The 18,246-nt window shown below is 32.7% G+C and carries 25 protein-coding genes, 1 tRNA gene and 1 other annotated feature; of the genes, 1 reads left to right on the plus strand and 25 read right to left on the minus strand.

What is annotated here, in order from left to right:
• Positions 1–4: 4 nt before the first annotated feature.
• The 18 genes from coaBC to miaA all read right to left on the minus strand — a co-directional run bounded on the left by coaBC (position 5) and on the right by miaA (position 12,511).
• Entirely contained in the window at positions 5–1,201 is a 1,197-nt protein-coding gene (gene coaBC / locus AC0GLY_RS03850; RefSeq protein ID WP_496612204.1) for a bifunctional phosphopantothenoylcysteine decarboxylase/phosphopantothenate--cysteine ligase CoaBC, read from the minus strand.
• Between the two features lie 95 nt (positions 1,202–1,296).
• A complete protein-coding gene (gene rpoZ / locus AC0GLY_RS03855; RefSeq protein WP_496612205.1) occupies positions 1,297–1,497 on the minus strand; it encodes a DNA-directed RNA polymerase subunit omega in 201 nt (66 codons plus the stop codon).
• On the minus strand, positions 1,497–2,114 hold the full coding sequence (gene gmk, locus AC0GLY_RS03860) for a guanylate kinase (protein ID WP_496612206.1): 618 nt from the start codon (positions 2,112–2,114) through the stop codon (positions 1,497–1,499). Before gmk ends, rpoZ begins: the two co-directional genes overlap by 1 nt.
• Positions 2,115–2,187: 73 nt before the next feature.
• A complete protein-coding gene (recN, locus tag AC0GLY_RS03865) occupies positions 2,188–3,897 on the minus strand; it encodes a DNA repair protein RecN (protein ID WP_496612207.1) in 1,710 nt (569 codons plus the stop codon).
• A gap of 14 nt (positions 3,898–3,911) precedes the next feature.
• Positions 3,912–4,724 carry a TlyA family RNA methyltransferase gene (locus AC0GLY_RS03870; protein WP_496612247.1) on the minus strand — a complete coding sequence of 271 codons (813 nt, stop codon included), beginning with the start codon at positions 4,722–4,724 and terminating at the stop codon, positions 3,912–3,914.
• An 8-nt stretch (positions 4,725–4,732) separates the two neighbouring features.
• Complete coding sequence (locus tag AC0GLY_RS03875; protein WP_496610883.1) at positions 4,733–5,608, minus strand: polyprenyl synthetase family protein; 876 nt, start codon at positions 5,606–5,608, stop codon at positions 4,733–4,735.
• On the minus strand, positions 5,608–5,892 hold the full coding sequence (locus AC0GLY_RS03880) for an exodeoxyribonuclease VII small subunit (RefSeq protein ID WP_496610884.1): 285 nt from the start codon (positions 5,890–5,892) through the stop codon (positions 5,608–5,610). Before AC0GLY_RS03880 ends, AC0GLY_RS03875 begins: the two co-directional genes overlap by 1 nt.
• Positions 5,892–7,238, minus strand: a complete 1,347-nt coding sequence (xseA, locus tag AC0GLY_RS03885) for an exodeoxyribonuclease VII large subunit (RefSeq protein ID WP_496610885.1) — start codon at positions 7,236–7,238, stop codon at positions 5,892–5,894. The genes AC0GLY_RS03880 and xseA overlap by 1 nt, the downstream gene beginning before the upstream one ends.
• 3 nt (positions 7,239–7,241) lie before the next feature.
• Positions 7,242–8,093: a bifunctional 5,10-methylenetetrahydrofolate dehydrogenase/5,10-methenyltetrahydrofolate cyclohydrolase gene (locus tag AC0GLY_RS03890; protein WP_496610886.1), complete on the minus strand. Its 852-nt coding sequence runs from the start codon at positions 8,091–8,093 to the stop codon at positions 7,242–7,244.
• A 141-nt stretch (positions 8,094–8,234) separates the two neighbouring features.
• Positions 8,235–8,645 (minus strand): transcription antitermination factor NusB, encoded by a 411-nt coding sequence (gene nusB, locus AC0GLY_RS03895; RefSeq protein ID WP_496610887.1) that lies wholly within the window; start codon positions 8,643–8,645, stop codon positions 8,235–8,237.
• Complete coding sequence (locus tag AC0GLY_RS03900) at positions 8,635–9,072, minus strand: Asp23/Gls24 family envelope stress response protein (RefSeq protein ID WP_496610888.1); 438 nt, start codon at positions 9,070–9,072, stop codon at positions 8,635–8,637. Before AC0GLY_RS03900 ends, nusB begins: the two co-directional genes overlap by 11 nt.
• A 33-nt stretch (positions 9,073–9,105) precedes the next feature.
• On the minus strand, positions 9,106–9,678 hold the full coding sequence (gene efp / locus AC0GLY_RS03905) for an elongation factor P (RefSeq protein WP_496610889.1): 573 nt from the start codon (positions 9,676–9,678) through the stop codon (positions 9,106–9,108).
• A gap of 114 nt (positions 9,679–9,792) precedes the next feature.
• Entirely contained in the window at positions 9,793–10,089 is a 297-nt protein-coding gene (gene rpmA, locus AC0GLY_RS03910) for a 50S ribosomal protein L27 (RefSeq protein ID WP_496610890.1), read from the minus strand.
• 25 nt (positions 10,090–10,114) lie between these two features.
• Positions 10,115–10,435, minus strand: coding sequence for a ribosomal-processing cysteine protease Prp (locus tag AC0GLY_RS03915; RefSeq protein ID WP_496610891.1), 321 nt, complete (start codon positions 10,433–10,435; stop codon positions 10,115–10,117).
• Positions 10,436–10,440: 5 nt separating this feature from the next.
• Complete coding sequence (rplU, locus tag AC0GLY_RS03920; protein WP_496610892.1) at positions 10,441–10,749, minus strand: 50S ribosomal protein L21; 309 nt, start codon at positions 10,747–10,749, stop codon at positions 10,441–10,443.
• A 20-nt stretch (positions 10,750–10,769) separates the two neighbouring features.
• Positions 10,770–10,846, minus strand: a sequence feature (ribosomal protein L21 leader region).
• A gap of 93 nt (positions 10,847–10,939) precedes the next feature.
• Positions 10,940–11,013, minus strand: a tRNA-Arg gene (locus AC0GLY_RS03925).
• A gap of 63 nt (positions 11,014–11,076) precedes the next feature.
• Positions 11,077–11,595 (minus strand): hypothetical protein, encoded by a 519-nt coding sequence (locus AC0GLY_RS03930; protein WP_496610893.1) that lies wholly within the window; start codon positions 11,593–11,595, stop codon positions 11,077–11,079.
• 4 nt (positions 11,596–11,599) lie between these two features.
• Complete coding sequence (miaA, locus tag AC0GLY_RS03935) at positions 11,600–12,511, minus strand: tRNA (adenosine(37)-N6)-dimethylallyltransferase MiaA (protein WP_496610894.1); 912 nt, start codon at positions 12,509–12,511, stop codon at positions 11,600–11,602.
• 95 nt (positions 12,512–12,606) lie between these two features.
• Here miaA and AC0GLY_RS03940 point away from each other — a divergent pair, with 95 nt between their 5' ends.
• Positions 12,607–12,783: a DUF3042 family protein gene (locus AC0GLY_RS03940; RefSeq protein WP_496610895.1), complete on the plus strand. Its 177-nt coding sequence runs from the start codon at positions 12,607–12,609 to the stop codon at positions 12,781–12,783.
• Between the two features lie 70 nt (positions 12,784–12,853).
• Here AC0GLY_RS03940 and AC0GLY_RS03945 read toward each other — a convergent pair whose 3' ends face one another.
• From AC0GLY_RS03945 to AC0GLY_RS03975, 7 genes are all read right to left on the minus strand, one after another.
• Positions 12,854–13,267, minus strand: coding sequence for a rhodanese-like domain-containing protein (locus tag AC0GLY_RS03945; RefSeq protein ID WP_496610896.1), 414 nt, complete (start codon positions 13,265–13,267; stop codon positions 12,854–12,856).
• A 27-nt stretch (positions 13,268–13,294) separates the two neighbouring features.
• The gene (locus AC0GLY_RS03950) at positions 13,295–14,260 is read right to left on the minus strand and encodes an ROK family glucokinase (protein WP_496610897.1); all 966 of its coding nucleotides are present in this window, start codon (positions 14,258–14,260) and stop codon (positions 13,295–13,297) included.
• 2 nt (positions 14,261–14,262) lie between these two features.
• Positions 14,263–14,490, minus strand: coding sequence for a YqgQ family protein (locus AC0GLY_RS03955; protein WP_496610898.1), 228 nt, complete (start codon positions 14,488–14,490; stop codon positions 14,263–14,265).
• 36 nt (positions 14,491–14,526) lie between these two features.
• Complete coding sequence (locus tag AC0GLY_RS03960; protein ID WP_496610899.1) at positions 14,527–15,189, minus strand: rhomboid family intramembrane serine protease; 663 nt, start codon at positions 15,187–15,189, stop codon at positions 14,527–14,529.
• Positions 15,179–15,724 (minus strand): 5-formyltetrahydrofolate cyclo-ligase, encoded by a 546-nt coding sequence (locus tag AC0GLY_RS03965; RefSeq protein ID WP_496610900.1) that lies wholly within the window; start codon positions 15,722–15,724, stop codon positions 15,179–15,181. Before AC0GLY_RS03965 ends, AC0GLY_RS03960 begins: the two co-directional genes overlap by 11 nt.
• 53 nt (positions 15,725–15,777) lie before the next feature.
• Positions 15,778–15,927 (minus strand): 50S ribosomal protein L33, encoded by a 150-nt coding sequence (rpmG, locus tag AC0GLY_RS03970; protein ID WP_014081923.1) that lies wholly within the window; start codon positions 15,925–15,927, stop codon positions 15,778–15,780.
• A gap of 123 nt (positions 15,928–16,050) precedes the next feature.
• Positions 16,051–18,111 carry a peptidoglycan D,D-transpeptidase FtsI family protein gene (locus AC0GLY_RS03975; protein ID WP_496610901.1) on the minus strand — a complete coding sequence of 687 codons (2,061 nt, stop codon included), beginning with the start codon at positions 18,109–18,111 and terminating at the stop codon, positions 16,051–16,053.
• Between the last annotated feature and the right edge of the window lie 135 nt (positions 18,112–18,246).

Genomic DNA, 18,246 nt, shown 5'->3' on the forward strand with positions numbered 1-18,246 from the left:
CTAGTTAGCGCATTTGCTTTTCAATAATATTTAGAATTGTTTGTGCAATTGCTTGCTTACTTTCAATCTCAGTTTGTTTTAGGATTCCTGATTGGTTAATGATAGTGACTTGATTACAATCACTACCAAACCCAATTTGTGGATTAGATACATCATTTAGGACAATTAAATCCAAATTTTTTTGTTTTAATTTTTGCTTGGCATTCTTTTGAACATCATTAGTTTCCGCAGCAAATCCGACAATTAATTGATCATCCCTTTTTTCCTTTGCCACTAACTTTAAGATGTCATCCGTTTTTTGCAAATGAAGGATTAGTTCATTTGTGTCATCTACCTTTTTTATTTTTTGGCTTGCAACTGTAAGTGGCTTAAAATCACTAACGGCTGCTGCCATAATCAAAACATCGTTTTTGGGTAGTTCATGAATAATTGTATCTTTCAATTCATCACTAGTTTTAACTTTAACTAGCTTGACCTGATCTGGAACTGTAAGGTGACAATTAGCACTAATTAAAGTTACTTGTGCCCCTTGTTGAGCGGCAACTTGTGCTAAAGCATATCCCATTTTCCCAGAAGAACGATTTGAAATATAGCGAACTGGATCAATGTCTTCAATTGTACCACCAGCTGTAATTAAGAATTTTTTCCCCGCCAAAGACTGAGTTTGATAAATATTTTTTAACTGTTTAACAATTTCTTCTGGTTCTAACATGCGACCCTGAGCTTGATATCCTTCAGCTAACTGACCATAAGTAGGGTTAAATATTTTAGTCCCATGCTCTTTTAAGCTTTGTATGTTTTGTTGTGTAGCAAAATTATTCCACATTACATCATTCATGGCCGGAACAAGATATTTCGGTGTTTCAGTCGCCAATAGAGCCGTCAGCGCAAAGTTATCAGCAATTCCATTAGCCATCTTTGCAATAAAGTCAGCAGTTGCTGGAGCAATAATTGAAAAATCTGCCCATTTGGCTAATTCAATATGGTTAATTGATTCTTCGCTTTCAGAAAAACTATTTTCTGAATAGACGGGATACTTTGTTAGTGCAGCAAAAGTTAGTTTTGTAACAAATTTTTCAGCAAAGGGAGTCATTACTACTCTAACAATTGCTCCTTGATTTTGAAGAAGACGCAACAAATAAACTGCTTTATAAGCAGCAATACTTCCCGTTACATATAAAACTATATTTTTATTTTGCATTACGTCCTCCAAATTTCTAGATAGCTTAATTATACAATAATATTTAGCAAGATAAATAAAAACCACTACGTGACCGTAATGGTTTTAAAAAATATTTATTTGTTTTCTGGTTCAATTTTTAAAACTCCAGCAGCAATTTCTTCAAGAGCCATTCCAACTGATTTTACGTTATGATATTGTGCAAGCATCGGCGTAGCACCCTGATCTAATTCTTCAGCTCGTTTACTAGCAAGCATAATAAGTGAATAACGTGAATCTACGATTTCTAATAATTTATCAATTGATGGATATAACATTAAATTTCATCTCCTAAACTTTCAAGGTAATCTGGCATTACGCGATTAACCTTTAATCTTTCACTTTTAACGATGTCTTTAATTTGTTCTACGGCATTTTCAATTTTATCATTTACAATTGCATAATCATAGTTTTGCATCATCCGAATTTCTTTTGAAGCTTTTTGAATTCGTTTATTAATTACTTCTAAATTGTCAGTACCACGACCCACTAAACGACTACGTAATTCTTTAATGTCTGGCGGGGTCAAAAAGATAAAAACTCCATCAGGACAATTAGCTCGAACTTGAAGTGCACCATTAACTTCAATTTCTAAGAAAACATCATGACCAGCATTAAGTTGTTGATTAACATAATTCAATGGAGTCCCATAATAATTATCAACATACTTGGCATATTCTAACATTTCACCATTTTTGATATTTTCTTCAAATTGTTCTTTTGACACAAAATAATAGTCAACACCATTTTTTTCACCAGATCGAGGACTTCTAGTAGTCATAGAAATTGAATAATTAAAATCTACTGCTGGATCTTCAAATAATGCTTTTCTAACTGTTCCCTTTCCTACTCCTGAAGGACCAGAAAGGACAATTAGCATTCCTCTTTTTGCCATTAAGACAGCTCCTTAAATTTACTTAGTACGAACATTATCGCTTTTTTAGTGATAATAATCAAGATAATTTAGCTTAAAAATCCACTTTATTTGTTTTTTCAGCATTTGCTAGCCTTAACAGTTCCTCAGCATGTTCAATGGCTAATTTAGTAACGGTAGTTCCAGCTAACATTCGTGCTAATTCATTAACTCGGGCTTTTCCATTTAATGATTCAATACTGGTCTCTGTTCTATTATTTGTATCAACATGTTTAGAAATGTAGTACTGATGATCAGCCATTGCAGCAACTTGTGGTAAATGCGTAATACATAGCGCCTGGGATTTAATACTAATATGATGAATTTTTTCTGCAATTGCTTGGGCAACTCGTCCTGAAACACCGGTATCAACTTCATCAAAAATGATTGAAGTTACCCCTTGTAATTTAGAGAAGATAGTCTTTAGCGCTAACATAATTCGCGAAAGTTCTCCTCCAGAAGCAATTTTAGTAAGCGGTTGAAGTGCTTCTCCAGGATTAGTTTGAATATAAAACTCAATTGTTTCAGTTCCATTAGAAGAAAATGTATTATCTGGCAGTTGCTTAAAGTTAACCTCAAATTCAGTTTTATCCATATACAAATCCGCTAATTGATGCTGAATTTTTTTCTTTAATTTCTTTGCACCTTGTAACCTAATTTTGTGAAGCTTGGTTCCAAGCTTATTTAATTTAAAAATGGAACCTTGCAATTGAGTCTCTAAGTCATTTCCACTATTTTCTTCAGCCTGCATTTCATGAAGCTCATTGGAAATTTTATCATAATATTTTAAAACTTGTTGAACTGAATCCCCATATTTATGTTTCAACTCATAAATAGTACTGAGTCTTGCCTCAACTTCTTCTAAACGATTAGGATCAAACTCCAAAGTATCCATCTGATTAGAAATTTCTTTACTAGCATCTTGAAGCATATAAAACGCACTTTTAATGTTTTCTGAAATTGGCTTAAAGTCATCATCAATTTCTTCAACATCTTCAATCGAACTCATTGCTTCACCAATCATATCAATTGGACTAATATTATCGTCTCCTTCAATATTTGTTAAAGCTTGGTTTAAACTGAGATTAATTGTTTGAAAGTTATTTAACCGATTCTTTTCTGCGATTAGTTGTTCTTCTTCACCATCAATTAAATCAGCATTTTCAATTTCATTAACCTGATATTGGAGCATATCTAGACGTTGAGCCCATTCTTTTTCATTTTTATTTTTATTAGCCAATTGCTTTTTTAATTTAAGATAAAGATGATACTGAGCTTGATAGTCAAGTAAAACCGGTGTCAAATCTTTTCCAATAAATTCATCTAACAATAGAAGATGCTTTTCACTTTGCATAAGTGTTTGGTGTTCATTTTGTCCATAAATATCAACTAATGTTTCTCCAATTTTTCTAAGGGTATTAATATTGACCAGCATTCCATTGACGCGACAAATATTACGACCATTTTTAAATAATTCACGTTGCAAAATAACACTATCATCATCGTGATCAATACCAAACTCGTCTAATTTAGCTGCTGTAGTTCCCGCGTGAGGAATATCAAATAATCCCTGTAAAACAGATTTATTTTCCCCAGTTCTAATGAAATGTTGAGAGCCTCTACCACCAGCTAATAAGCCAACTGCGTCAATAATAATTGATTTACCGGCACCAGTTTCACCTGTTAGAGCTGTCATCCCAGATTCGAAATTAATTGATAATTTGTCAATGATTGCAAAATCTTTAATTGAAATCTCTTTTAACAAAACTGTGCCTCCAATTAATTATTTAAATTTTTATAAGCCGCTTCTTGTACTTTTTTAATTGAAACTTTAGGATCAATTTTAGGAGTATCAGTTGATTTTAAATGCATTAGAAATTCAATATTTCCCTCACCACCCTTGATTGGTGAAAAGTCTAGTCCCAGGATTGAAAATCCAGCGTCAATTGCAAAGTCAAAGACTTGATTGATTACTTGGTAATGAATTTTTGAATCACGTACAATTCCGTGCTTACCAACATTTTTTTTTCCAGCTTCAAATTGCGGCTTAATTAAAGCGACTACTTCACCATCTGGTTTTAAAATTTTCTTTAATGGTGGAAGAATCAAATGTAATGAAATAAATGATACATCAATTGACGCAAAATCAGGGCGCCCATTAATAAAGTCTTCTGGTTTACTATAACGAAAGTTAGTATTTTCCATCACTTTAACCCGAGAATCACTGCGAAGTTTCCAAACCAATTGATTAGTTCCAACATCAAGAGCATAGCTTAGTTTAGCTCCATTTTGAAGCATGACATCCGTAAACCCACCAGTTGAAGAGCCAATGTCTAGTACGGTTTTTCCTTCAACAGAAATTCCAAAACTTTTCAAAGCCTTAGCTAATTTAAGCCCTCCGCGACTAACATATGGCATCACATTTCCCTTAAGATGTAGTTTTGTATCAGCTGGAATTTTAACCCCTGGTTTATCCAAACGCTCTTCATTTTTACCTAACACATCTCCAGCCATAACAGCACGTTTGGCCTGTTCTCGACTATCAAACAAACCCTGTTTAACTAATAAAACATCAATTCTTTCTTTCTCAATTGCCATATTTATCCTTTTCCAAATTGAAAATACGATAAAAATGATTTTAATAAATCAGTTGATTGCGCATTTTCTAATTTATCTAGTGCCTTTAAACAATTTTCTATTGTATCACGAAGTTTTTCTTTTGCTCCATGCATGCCTAAAAGATTAACATAAGTATTTTTATCAATATCTTCTTGTACATCAACAGTTGGAGCATCTAGAATATCATCGTAAATTTGAAATGCTACTCCAAAATTATCAGCAAAATCTGATAACTTTTTTTGTTCCGCCTTATCTAATTTAGATAAAACAGCCCCAGCTAAAATACAATAGTGAAACAATGCTCCAGTTTTTTGATAATCTAATTTTTGTAAATCAACTAAATCTAAGGTTTGATCTTCAAAAGAAACATCAATAACTTGTCCTTCTACCATTCCATGAGGACCCGCAGCACTAGACAATAAAGCTACTAACTGAATTCTTTGTTGTGCTGGTAAGTCATTGGCAGATAACCATTCAAAAGCTAAAGTTAATAAACCATCTCCAGCTAAAATAGCAATATTATCACCAAACTTTTTATGGTTAGCAGCTTTTCCTCGACGGATGTCACTATCATCCATTGCAGGCAAATCATCATGAATCAAGGAATATGTATGCAGTAACTCCACTGCAGAACTAACTTTAATTAATTCATCGGTAATTTTAATTCCATAAGATTGAAGAACCGCTAATATTAATAATGGGCGTAATCTTTTACCGCCAGCCATTAAAGAGTATTTCATTGAATTAACTAGTAATTTAACATTGGAAGTCTTTTTAATTCCATTACTTAACACTGCATCAATTTTAGGTAAATAGATTTTTTCAAATTGTTGTAAAACTTGTTTATCATCATTCATTAAAATGGTAAATCTCCATTTCCACTTTCACTTTCACTTGTGTTAGTTTGTGATTCATAACCTTTATCTCGTTTAAACGGAACTTCTTCACCATCTGGTTTTACCATTTTGGTTAAAGTTTTTTCAGCATTTTCTAAAGTTTTTTGCATTTCTTGACTAAGTTTAATCCCGGTTTGAAATTCCGTTAAAGCTTTTTCCAAAGGCACATCGCCACTTTGTAACTCATTTACAATTTGTTCTAATTTTTCCATATTTTCTTCAAATGAAACTTTTTTTTCTACCATTATTTTTCACTCTCCTGGTTTATTTCAGAAACATTGGCTTCGATATTTCCATCGCTTAAATCAACCGTGATTTTCTCTCCAATTTTTACGTCAATTACCTTTTTAATAATATGATTATTAGAATCTTTAACCATTCCATAACCACGTGACATGATTTTTAAAGGACTCAAATGATCTAGTGCTTCAACTTTGCTTCTTAATTGTTCTTTTTTGTTACTATAAATTGTTTTTATAGTTTGTTGCAAATTAGTGTTTAAATAGTTTAATTGATTATGTTTGTTAACAACTAAGTTACGAGGAGATGCACCTGATAACTCACTACTAATAAGGGCAAGCTTACTTTCTTTTTGTGATAATTGTTCTTTAAATACATTTAATAACTTATCGGTTAGCAAATCAACTTGCTGACAATGTGATTCATAGATTCGACTAGGATCTCGAAAAACATAATTTTGCTGCAAATGAGTCAATTTTTGTTGCCTCATTTGAATAAGATTTCGCATTGCATTTTCTAAGCTGTTTTGTAAATTGCGAACATTTGAAATTACTTCACCTAGTTCCGGCGAAGCAATTACTCCCGCTTGTGTGGGCGTAGAAGCACGTTGATCAGCTACAAAGTCTGCAATGGTATTATCAGTTTGATGACCAACTGAAGAAATGACTGGAATTTTACTGTCATAAATTGCTCGAGCAACAATTTCTTCATTAAATGGCCATAAATCCTCGATGGATCCGCCCCCACGACCGATAATTAAAGTGTCAAAGTTACCATTTTGATTAACATTTTCAATTTGATTAGCAATTTCTTGAGCAGCCCCTTGTCCCTGAACCGCCGCAGGATAAAGAACCACTTGAATATGAGGATCACGTTTTCGAACCGCATCAATAATATCACGAATTACTGCCCCACTTTGTGAAGTAACTACAGCAATTCGCTTAGGATATCTAGGAATTGGTTTTTTGTGATCTTTATCAAACAATCCTTCAGCATACAATTTCTTTTTAAGTTGTTCATAAGCTAAATAAAGGTTTCCTACACCATCTGGTTGCATTGATTCAACATAAATTTGATATTGTCCACTTTTAGCAAAAGAAGTAACTCGGCCTGTAATAAGGACTTTCATTCCTTCTTCTGGTTCAAATTTAACTTTAGCAAACGCACCCTTCCACATTACAGCGCTAATTACAGAATGATCATCTTTGATGACAAAATATTGGTGACCAGGACGTTTTCTCCAATTTGACAATTCACCTGTTAAATAAACCTTACTCAAATAGGGATCATTTTCAAATTTTTTATGAATATATTGATTTAAAGCAGTAACCGTTAAATAATCATGATCCATTTTTTAAAGACTCCATTCACACATCTCGACTGTTTGTTGCATTAAAGTGGCAATAGTCATCGGGCCTACCCCACCAGGAACTGGAGTAATATAGCCAATATTGCTCGTTTCAGGGATATAATTGATATCCCCAACTAATTTTCCATCACTGTTCAAATTTTGCCCTACATCGATTACATAAGCTCCTAGTTTAAAATCAGCATCAGTAAGTACATTAGCTTTTCCAACCGCAGAAATAACTACATCAGCCTGACGGGTAAATTTCCTTAAATTTTTAGTATGACTATGAACAGTAGTGACGGTTGCGTTGGCATTCAAAAGGAGGGCTAACATTGGTTTTCCAACAATTGAACTGCGACCAACAACGACAACGTTAGCACCATTTAAATTAACTTGATATTTTTCAAGTAGGGTCATAACTCCCCTTGGTGTACAAGCTACTGGATAATTTTTAGCTAAATTTAAAAATAAAGCTCCAACATTGGTAGGATGAAAACCATCAACATCTTTCTCTGGCAAAATAGTTTCAATTACTCTTTGTTCATCAATATGAGTTGGAAGTGGAGCTTGAACTAAAATTCCATGTACTGCTGAATCAGCATTTAAGTCCTTAATAGTGTTAATTAAATCATTTTCACTAACATCACTTGGAAAAGTTTTCATAAACGAATTAATCCCTAATTCAAGAGCCTTTTTTTCTTTCATATGAACATAACGTTGACTAGCTTGGTTATCACCAACTAAAATAACTGCTAGTCCTGGCGTTACACCTTTTTTTGCTAATTTAAGTACTTTTTGCTTAGTATCATTATTTATTTCCTTTGCGACTTTACGTCCATTAATCATTTTTACCATGCTAAGTCTCCACACTTTATTTTTATCTTAATTCTAGCATATTCTAAATTTAAACACTCTGATAAAAACTTAATGCAAAAGAAAAATCCAAACGTAACAGTTATTAAACTCTGTTATGTTTGGATTTCTTATTATTGAAAATTACTTATCAATATTTTTCATAATTTTATCTAAAATGGCATTAATAAAGTTAATTGATTTATCATCACTAAAATTTTTTGATAATTCAAGTGCTTCATTAATAGCAACTTTAGCAGGAACATTTTCTACAAAGTCCATTTCATAAATTGCAATTTCAAGAATGATTAAATCAGATTTATTTAAACGACTAAGTGTCCACTTTGAATCTAAGTTTGACTCAATAACTTTGTCGATTTCATTTTTATGGTCTTTAACTCCGTTCACTAATTCTTTATAGTATTCTGGAGCTACCGCTTCATCATTATTGGTTAAATCTTTAAAAAAATCATTTAAATTAAGTTCTTCATTGCTTTGCATTGCAAATAAAGTTTGAAATGCAAATTCTCTAATTTGGTGTCTGTTAATTTTCACTTTTTTCTCCATCATTGTCGAATAAGCTATCCGTATCAACTTTTGCAACTTTTTCTGGAACTACACCTTCAACATGAACATTGACAGAACCAATCTGCAACTCGGTCATGAAAAGTAATTGTTGCTTAACCTGATCTTGAATTTGAATTGCTACTTTAGGAACTGAAACACCATAATCAAGGTAAACAAAAACATCAACGTCCAATTTATCATTATCATTAAATACTAACTTAACTCCATGACTACGTTCTTTTTTACCGAAGAGCCCTTGAACGCTAGAAGAAAGAGTTCCACGCATTTTGTTAACACCATCAACATCAGTTGTAGCAATACTAGTAATCACTTCAATAACATTGGGCGCTACTTTGATTTTGCCTAAATCATTTTTTTTATTATCTAAAGTAATAAATTGTTCTTCCGTTGCCATTTTCATAGCCTCCAATTCAAGAATAATTATTGTTTATTTATCCTCTTTATCCCGAGAAATGTAAGTCCCATCAGTTGTATTAATGATTAACTTATCACCTTCATTAACGAAGAAAGGAACTTGTAAGGTAACCCCTGTACTCATGGTAGCAGGCTTTGATCCACCTGAAGCGGTATCACCCTTGATACCTGGTTCAGTAGCGGTGACCTCAAGACTAACTGTTTTTGGTAATTCAATTCCGAGAGTCTCACCTTTATATTGCATGATTTGAACTTCCATATTTGGCTGTAAATACTTCATAGCTTCTTCACAAGCCTCACGAGGAATTGTAATTTGGTCATAAGTATCATTATCCATGAACACTAAACCAGTCCCGTCATCATAAAGATATTGCATCTTCATGGTGTTAATTTCAGCCTTTTCCATTTTAGCTCCTGAACGGAAAGTTTTTTCCTGAACAGCGCCAGTTCTTAAGTTCTTAAGCTTAGTTCTAACAAAAGCTCCACCTTTACCAGGTTTAACGTGTTGAAATTCAAGAATTTTCCAGATCGCATTATCAACTTCGATAGTCAATCCGTTTTTAAATTTTGCAGTAGAAATAGCCATTATAAAGCCCCCTATATTTACTTTCAATCATATCAATTATAACTAGTCTAAATCAAGTGAAATAGCTAATTGCATAAAAAAAGACTCACGATTAAGCGAGTCTCAAATTTTTATTTACTTATTTGCAGTTGCAGTTTCTGGATAAACAGAAACTTGACGTTTGTCTCTACCTAAACGTTCGAAACGAACGACACCATCAGTAAGTGCGAATAAAGTATCATCTGAACCACGTTTAACGTTAACACCTGGATAAATGTGAGTTCCACGTTGTCTGTAAATGATTGAACCTGTTGTAACAGTTGAACCATCAGCAGCCTTAGTTCCCAAACGACGACCAGCTGAGTCACGACCGTTAGATGATGAACCACCGGTTTTATGGTGAGAGAAGAATTGTAAATTCATTTTAAGCATGTGCGATACACCTCCATATTAAAAATTATTTAATCTTAATGTATTTGTCATATTGCATTGCAATATCACGCATACCATTTTCAAAGCATAACAATAATGTTTGTACTTGAATATTATCAATGTCTGAATCATTAATGGTTACAGCCAAATATCCACCGTTTTCGTTATCCTGATCAACTAATGGTTTAATTCCAGCAACTTGACTTAATCCATTAACTGTTGAAATTGAAAGCACTGAAACAGCCGCACAAACAAGATCATGCCCAAATTCTCCAGAATCAGCATGACCAGATATCGTAAATCCAGAAATGAGATGATTCTGAAAACTAAATTTTGCTTTAATCATAATAATTAAGCGTTAATTTTTTCAATCTTAACTTTAGTGTAAGGTTGACGATGACCCTTTTTAGAAGTAGAACCCTTCTTAGGTTTGTAACGGAAAATAGTGATTTTCTTTTGTTTACCTTGTTTTTCAACAGTTCCTTCAACAGAAGCACCGTCTACTAATGGAGTACCAACTTTAGCGTTGTCCCCACCGATAAATACAACTTGGTCAAAAGTTACTTTGTCACCTGCAGCTGCATCTAATTTTTCAACGAAAATTGATTCACCTTCAGAAACTTTATATTGTTTTCCACCTGTAACGATAATTGCGTACATGTACATGCACCTCCTTAAATTAATATGCTTAGACTCGCCATAGCTGAGCGCCAATATAAATGGACTTAATACTCAGAATGTGCGGTTGTAGCTGTGAGAGTTCACAAGTACAACATCCATATTTTATCGGATTATTACATAAAAGTCAAATAAAAAAAGACAAATGCAACTAGCACTTGTCTCTTAATAATGTCGCAGGAGCGACTCGAACGCTCGACCTACGGTTTAGAAGACCGTTGCTCTATCCAACTGGGCTACTGCGACATAATGTTCCTTTACAGAACATTAACAATTATATGAATTATCTACCATTAAGTCAATAGTAAATCAGATAAGATTTGCATCTTTTTCTATTTTTTGTTTAAAGGCTGTTTGTAGATCTAAATTTGTGAAATTTAAATCTGTTTTTGCCCATTTCATTAATAAAACCCAGGCATGATGAAAAGCAATTTCATCTTTTTGATAATATGCTTTCAAAAGCATATTTTTAATTGATAAGTAAAGCACGTCTAACTGACTTTTGTTATCCTTGGTTAAAATAGATAAACGTTGTTCTTCTTTTTCGCTTAAACTTAGGTTGTCATTCCAATTACAAATACTTGATAATAAAATAAAATCTCTTATTACTACAATTAATTTTTCTAACCGTAAATCGTTTGAAGATTCAGTGATTCCATCAATTTTAGTATCATCTAAGCCACAAACTTCAGCTAATGAACCTAAGTGAATATCTAACGAAACTAAAACTGCTGCTAAATGATTATTACCTTTCCAAATAATTTGCTTTTTTGCATCTAACTGACGATATAAATTAATTGTCTGATTACACATTTCTTCAATATTCAAAAAATCATCTCCATTTATTTATTAAAACTTCAATTTTTTTCATGTCTTCAGGATGTTCAATTAAATTAAACCAAGTTGTATTTAATTTATTTCTAAACCAAGTTAATTGACGTTTAGCATAATGTCTTGAGTCAAGTTTAATTGTATCTATTGTAGCAGATAAGCTTTGATTACCATTAAAGTAAGCATCAAATTCACGATAACCAATTCCCTTTGCAGCAGGATTTTTAGCACCACCATTAGAATATAACCACTCATTTTCCTGTAGTAAACCATTTTCCATCATTAAATCAACGCGTTGATTAATTCGTTGGTATAATAAATTACGATTACAATTCAGACCAATAACTAAGGCATCATACTGTGGTGGTTGATTTTTTTGTTCGGAAAACTTTTTCCCAGTTACACGATAAACTTCTAAAGCTCTAATGATTTTTCGAGAATTTGTTTGTGAAATTTTAGCAGCTGAAATAGGATCAACTTTATTCAACTGTCCCCACATTTTTACACTACTACTATTAGATAATTCTTGTTCTAATTCATTCTTAACTTGACTATCAGAACTATTTTCCCCCCCTAAAGCTAGTCCATTAATTAATGCCTGAATATAGTATCCAGTTCCTCCAGCAATGATGGGTAATTTTCCCTTATCTGATATTTGTTGAATAAGTTTATTAGCATCACTAACAAAATCAACAACGCTATTTTTCTCTGAAATATCTTTTGTATCAATTAGATAATGTTTAATTCCTGATTGATCCGCCAAAAGAGTTTTAGCAGTTCCAATATCCAAATTTCGATAAATTTGTAGTGCATCTCCAGAAATAATTTCACCATTGAATTGCTTAGCTAATTTAATTGCTAAGTTACTTTTTCCAACTGCAGTAGGACCACCAATAATTAGTATTTTTTTCATATTTATTCCTTTTTAAATCAATAGTTGATACTGGATATATTAACGCAAATAACGCATAATGAACAAGTAAATAATAATATGGAGGTCTGTCAATTATGCATAAATTTGGAAAAGGTTTTGCAACTGGTGTTGCCACAATGATTGGTCTAACTGCTGGAGTTTTATTTTCATTTAAAAAAGCAGTTGTTGAACCAATTGAATCACAAGAACAAAAAACTGAAGAAAATCGCAAAAAGTCATTAAGAAAATCTGGTTCTTCACATTTAGGCTAAAATAATAAAACCCCGATCACAATTTAAGTAAAGTTGTGATTGGGGTTTTATTTTACTAAAATCAGAATATTTAGCCCTTTTTTATTTTCCCATCCCATTTTTGATAACCTTCGTCCAAAATGGAAATGTTAGTAAAACCTTTTTTATTTAAAAACTTAGCTGCTCGCATACTAAGGGTCTTCGTCTGATCATAAAGAAAGACTGGTAAATCAGGACGGAGATCTGTATAAAAGTTTTTAAAAGTCGAATAAGGAATGTTTCTGGCTCCCATAATATGGCCATTTGTAAAAGCATTAGCTTCCCTTAAATCAACTACTTGGGATTTTCTAATCCCTTGTCTAAAGTCATCTTCTGAAAGAAATTTAGCATATCGTTTAGTTCGAAACACATTAAAATAATGTATTGCAATCCAAATAGCAATTATAATTACAACTACCACTAAAATCATGGTAATTGAATTCAAAAAACTAGCAAAACCAGTCATTTAAACCTACTCCATTCTTTAGTGTTTTTATCTAAATTGTAATGCCATCGAAGCAGCACCAATTACACCTGCATCATTTCCAAGTTCAGCTAATTTAATTTTAGTAGAATCTCGAACTGATGGAAACGCATTTTGTTGGAAATATTTAGTAGTTGGCTGTAACAATGTGTTCCCAGCATTAGAAACTCCTCCACCAATAATAATACTTGCAGGATTTAAAGTATTTCCAATCATTGAAAGTGCTATTCCTAAGTAGAAACAAACTTTGTCAACTACTTGGTTGGCTAAAATATCACCATTATCTGCAAGATAAAATACTAGCTTTGAAGTAATTTTTTCATCACCGTCATCAATTAATTCTTTCAAGCGCGAAGTTCCGTTGAAATTTTTAGACATGTCTTCAGCTACCCGAACGATTCCAGTAGCAGATGCATATGTTTCAAGACAACCATTTTTTCCACAAGTACATAGATAACCATTAGGTTGAACTGTAATATGACCAATTTCTCCAGCTCCACCATTTACTCCATGAAGTAATTTGCCATTAGCAATCACTCCACCACCAACTCCAGTTCCAAGAGTAGCAAAGACAACATCATCTTCAGAGCTACCAGCGCCCTTCCAATATTCACCTAATGATGCAACATTAGCATCATTATCTAAGTCAAAGGGAAGCCCTAATCCAGCTTGAATTTCTTCTCGAATTGGTTGGGTAGTTTTCCAATTTAAGTTAAAAGCTTCTGATACTGTGCCGTCTTCACGATTAACAGCACCAGGAGTCCCCATGCCAATTCCAATGAAATCATCAGTTGTTTTACCAGAATCTTCAATGTGTTTGCTAATTGACTTAATAATGTTAGGGACAATATGGCTTCCATTGTCATTAATATCAGTCAAAATCCGCCATTTTTCTAAAACTTCACCCTCTTCGTTAAGAAAAGCCATTTTAGTGGTTGTCCCACCTAAATCAATCCCAATTAAATTTTTTGCCATAACTATAAACCTCCAATATCATTTTGTTTTTTTAATTTATTTTCTTCGAATTTATGCTCATGGGTTAAAACTAACTTAGCGGAAACAAATTCTTGATTAGAAATAACCTTTGCTTCATGTAAATGATCTAATTCTAAAGCCATGACTTCAATATCCCAAATTCGTTTACCAACATAAACATAAATCCCAAATTGCTTCAAAAGCTGTTGTACATCATATAAATTTTTCATACATAGTTATCATCCTAAATAAATTTCTTATTTGTGTCAACGATTCAAACCAATATAATACAATACCATTATAACAATAATTAAAGCGTTTGCATAAAAAATTATCCATTTTTTATTTAAAGTCTTAAATCCTTTTATTCCTATAATTGAACTTAGTAAAAAACCACCAATTAATCCCCCTAAATGACCAGTTATGCTAATTGAAGGAATAAATAAATCAAAAATAAAATTAAAGACAATAAAAATCAAAAATGTTTTAGCATTATGTTGAATGAATAAATTATTTTTTAAATTTAAGTATAAAACAAAAAAAGCTCCAAATAAACCAAAAATTGCAGTACTACTACCAGCTGAAATACCTGATTCAAAGGCAAAACTCATCAAATTGCCAGTAATTCCAGAACCTAAAAAAATAATTAAATAGCGTAAATGGCCAAAGAACCGTTCAATAATCCTTCCTAAAAAGTACAAAACAATTAAATTTAAAATTAAATGTTGATAGCCAATATGAATGAAAATAGGAGTAATTAATCGCCAGATTTCTCCAGCTTTAATTAGTGGATTATATTCAGCACCATAATCAATTAATACTTGACTATTACTACTTCCACCAGCAAAAGTCATTATCATAAAATAACTAACCATAATTATAATTAATAAGTAAGTCACAATTGGAATTTCCTGTAATTTATATTTCATGATTTTCTTCCTCGATTATCAAATGCTGAATTGCAATATCTGTCGATTCAGTTGGCCATTCGGATGTAACTAATTGAATTCTTCGGACTAAGCTAACGGTAGTTCCATAATAGTCTTTAAGGTAATAATCATAAAAACCACCCCCATATCCAATTCTTTGATGATTAACTTGAGAAAAAGCAACTCCAGGAACAATGATTAAATCAATTTTATTTTTAACAACTGATTTTTGATTATCAATTGGTTCTAGAATACCAAACCTACTTCTTATCAAACTATGAATTGATTGATATTCATAGAATTTCATTATTCGGTGTGAAAAGGTTTTCGGAATAACAACTTTTTTATGCTCTAATAAAGCTTTTTTTATAATTGGCATGGTATCTAATTCAAAATCAGTACTCATGGTTACAGCAATGACTTTAGCTTTTTTCCAATAACTTACTTTAAACAATCGTTCATACAATGAATCATTAGGTTTTGTAAACCTTGATTTCATTCGCTTTAAAACCGATTTTCGAATTTCATTTTTCATTTTCCATTTTTCCATCCTAATAAAAAAGATTTCGAGCACGAGGCTCAAAACCTTTATTTTGTTTCACGATGTAAAGTTGCTTTTCTTTCACGAGGGCAGTACTTTGTTAATTCTAAACGATCGGGATTGTTACGACGATTTTTAGAAGTTAAGTAATTGCGTTCGTGGCATTCAGTACATTCTAATGTAATGTGTACACGCATGGTAAATACCTCCAAACAGATGCTTTTTTAATTTATCAATAATAACATAAATAATCATAACATTTTTTTTTAATAATTTCTACCAATTTAATCAAAATAATGTTAAGTATTTATACTTGACGGTTATTTTGGTGCTTTTTCAACATCTTTCCAGTACGCATTTAGGATGTCGCTTGCTAATTGACCATTATTTCCACCAGATTCAGCAGGCATATTTGGCATGGCTAAGGCAATAACTACTTTAGGTTTTTTGGCTGGTGCCATTGCAATTAAACTAAGAGTAGTAGTTTGATTACCATCATAAAAAGTTTGAGCGGTCCCAGTTTTAGCAGCAATTTCAGGCTTCAATGTATTCATCAATTCACCAGTTCGATAAGGACTATGTCCATGAACTACTTGATACATTCCTTGAAGAATTACGTCACGTTGTGCCTGTGTCATTGGGATGTGGTTTAAAACTTTAGGTCGTACAGTATCTTTAATCGCTCCTAATTTATTGTTTGCTTTGTTATTTCCCCGAATATTTTGCACTAACTGAGGTTTTAACCGATAACCACCATTAGCAATGGTAGCTACATATTGGGCTAATTGAATTGTCGTATATCCATCATAGTTACCATAAGACTCATCAAGTGCCTTACCAATATTTGCAAACCCAGTTGGTCCTTCAATTCCAGCTGATTCTCCTGGCAAATCAATTCCCGTTTTAACCCCTAATCCAAACTGTTTGAAATTATTTCTGAGGGTCTCAAAAATTGCTGGATTCATGTTTAAAGCTGCTCCTGGAACATACTTATACCCAGCTTCTTTCATTGCCAATTGCATCATGTATGAGTTTGAAGAAACTTCCAAAGCATCCTGGGCCGTCAATTGAATATTATGACTTCCATTAGTATTGAACCAAGATGACTTAATTCCACCACCATTTTTAATGGGTTGATCAGTTTGAACACTGTTTTCCGGAGTAATAATTCCCTTCATTAAGGCTCCCGATTCCATCGCCGGTTTAACAACTGAACCCATTGTGATTGGCCGATTAATTACTCCCATATCATTTTGACTAACCTTATTAGTCTTCGGATCACGATCAACTCCTGCCATTCCAATTACTCCTCCAGTATAAGGATTCATAACGACCGCATAAGTTCCAGTTGCATATCCACCCGCTTGGTCCTTTTTTACGATTCTTTGTAAATCATTTTGGAATTTGGAATTAATTGTTAGTTGTAAATTATCACCACTTTGTCCAGGATATTTAACCATTTGCGAAACAATTTGGTTACTACTGTTAACTTTAACTTTAGTTTGTGATTTGGATCCTTTAAGGACGGGTTCATATTGGGATTCCAAATCACTGGTACCAACTGATTCATTTTGGGAATATCCCTGAGCTAACAAACTATTTACACGATTTTCTGGAAGCCCAGACTTATTTGAAGAAACCGAACCAGTAACCGTTTTAACTTCCTTTCCTTGTGGGTAATTTCTAGTCCAGTTACTTCCCACTTCTACTCCTGGTAATTCAGATTGATGTTCTCCAACTAATGATAGTTCTTTAGCAGAAACATGATTATACTTAATGTAAGTTGTCGAAAGTGTATAAGCACCACTCATTGAGTTAAAGATTGCAGCAGCATTTTTCATACTATCAGTAATTGGGGTGATTTCACCTGCTACAAATTTATTGATTTCAACTTTTTGAAGTTTGTCAGGAGCCATATCATCGGCACCATTAATTTTCTTTTCAGCAGCAGTGCGATTATTAGGATTTGCTAAATAGTATTCTGCAATTTGTTTTTTGGTTAATTTATTAGTAGGAACAGTAATATACTTACCCAATTGGGTTGCCGTCTGATACATATCTTTTGAAGATACGCTTGGCAGTCTAGTATAAGTAATTGCTCGTTGACTTTCATTACCTACCATCAGCTTCCCAGCTGAGTCATAAATTTTTCCTCTTGGGACATTCCCATATTTAACGTAGTTATTACTTTGATTAACAGTTGACTTAAAATAATTACCTTGAATAATTTGCAAATCAGCAAGTTTCCAAATCAAAATAACAAACAATAAACCAACCACTAAAAAAATCAAATTCAAACGAAACGGAATGGTATTTGACTCATTAGTTTGCCTAGTCGAACGTGTCCGCTTTTTGAAAAATTTTCCAAAAAAGTTACCCACAGTAGTTACTCCTTTTATCATATAATTTTAAATTAAATTAATTTCTTTATTTAAACAATTAGTTTAATTATCCCATTATAAGAACGGTTCCGCAATATCCTTAAATTAAGATTAAGTAAAAAGATGCTAGGCAGT

It is taken from the genome of Fructilactobacillus sp. YLN 2507 (assembly GCF_059614085.1).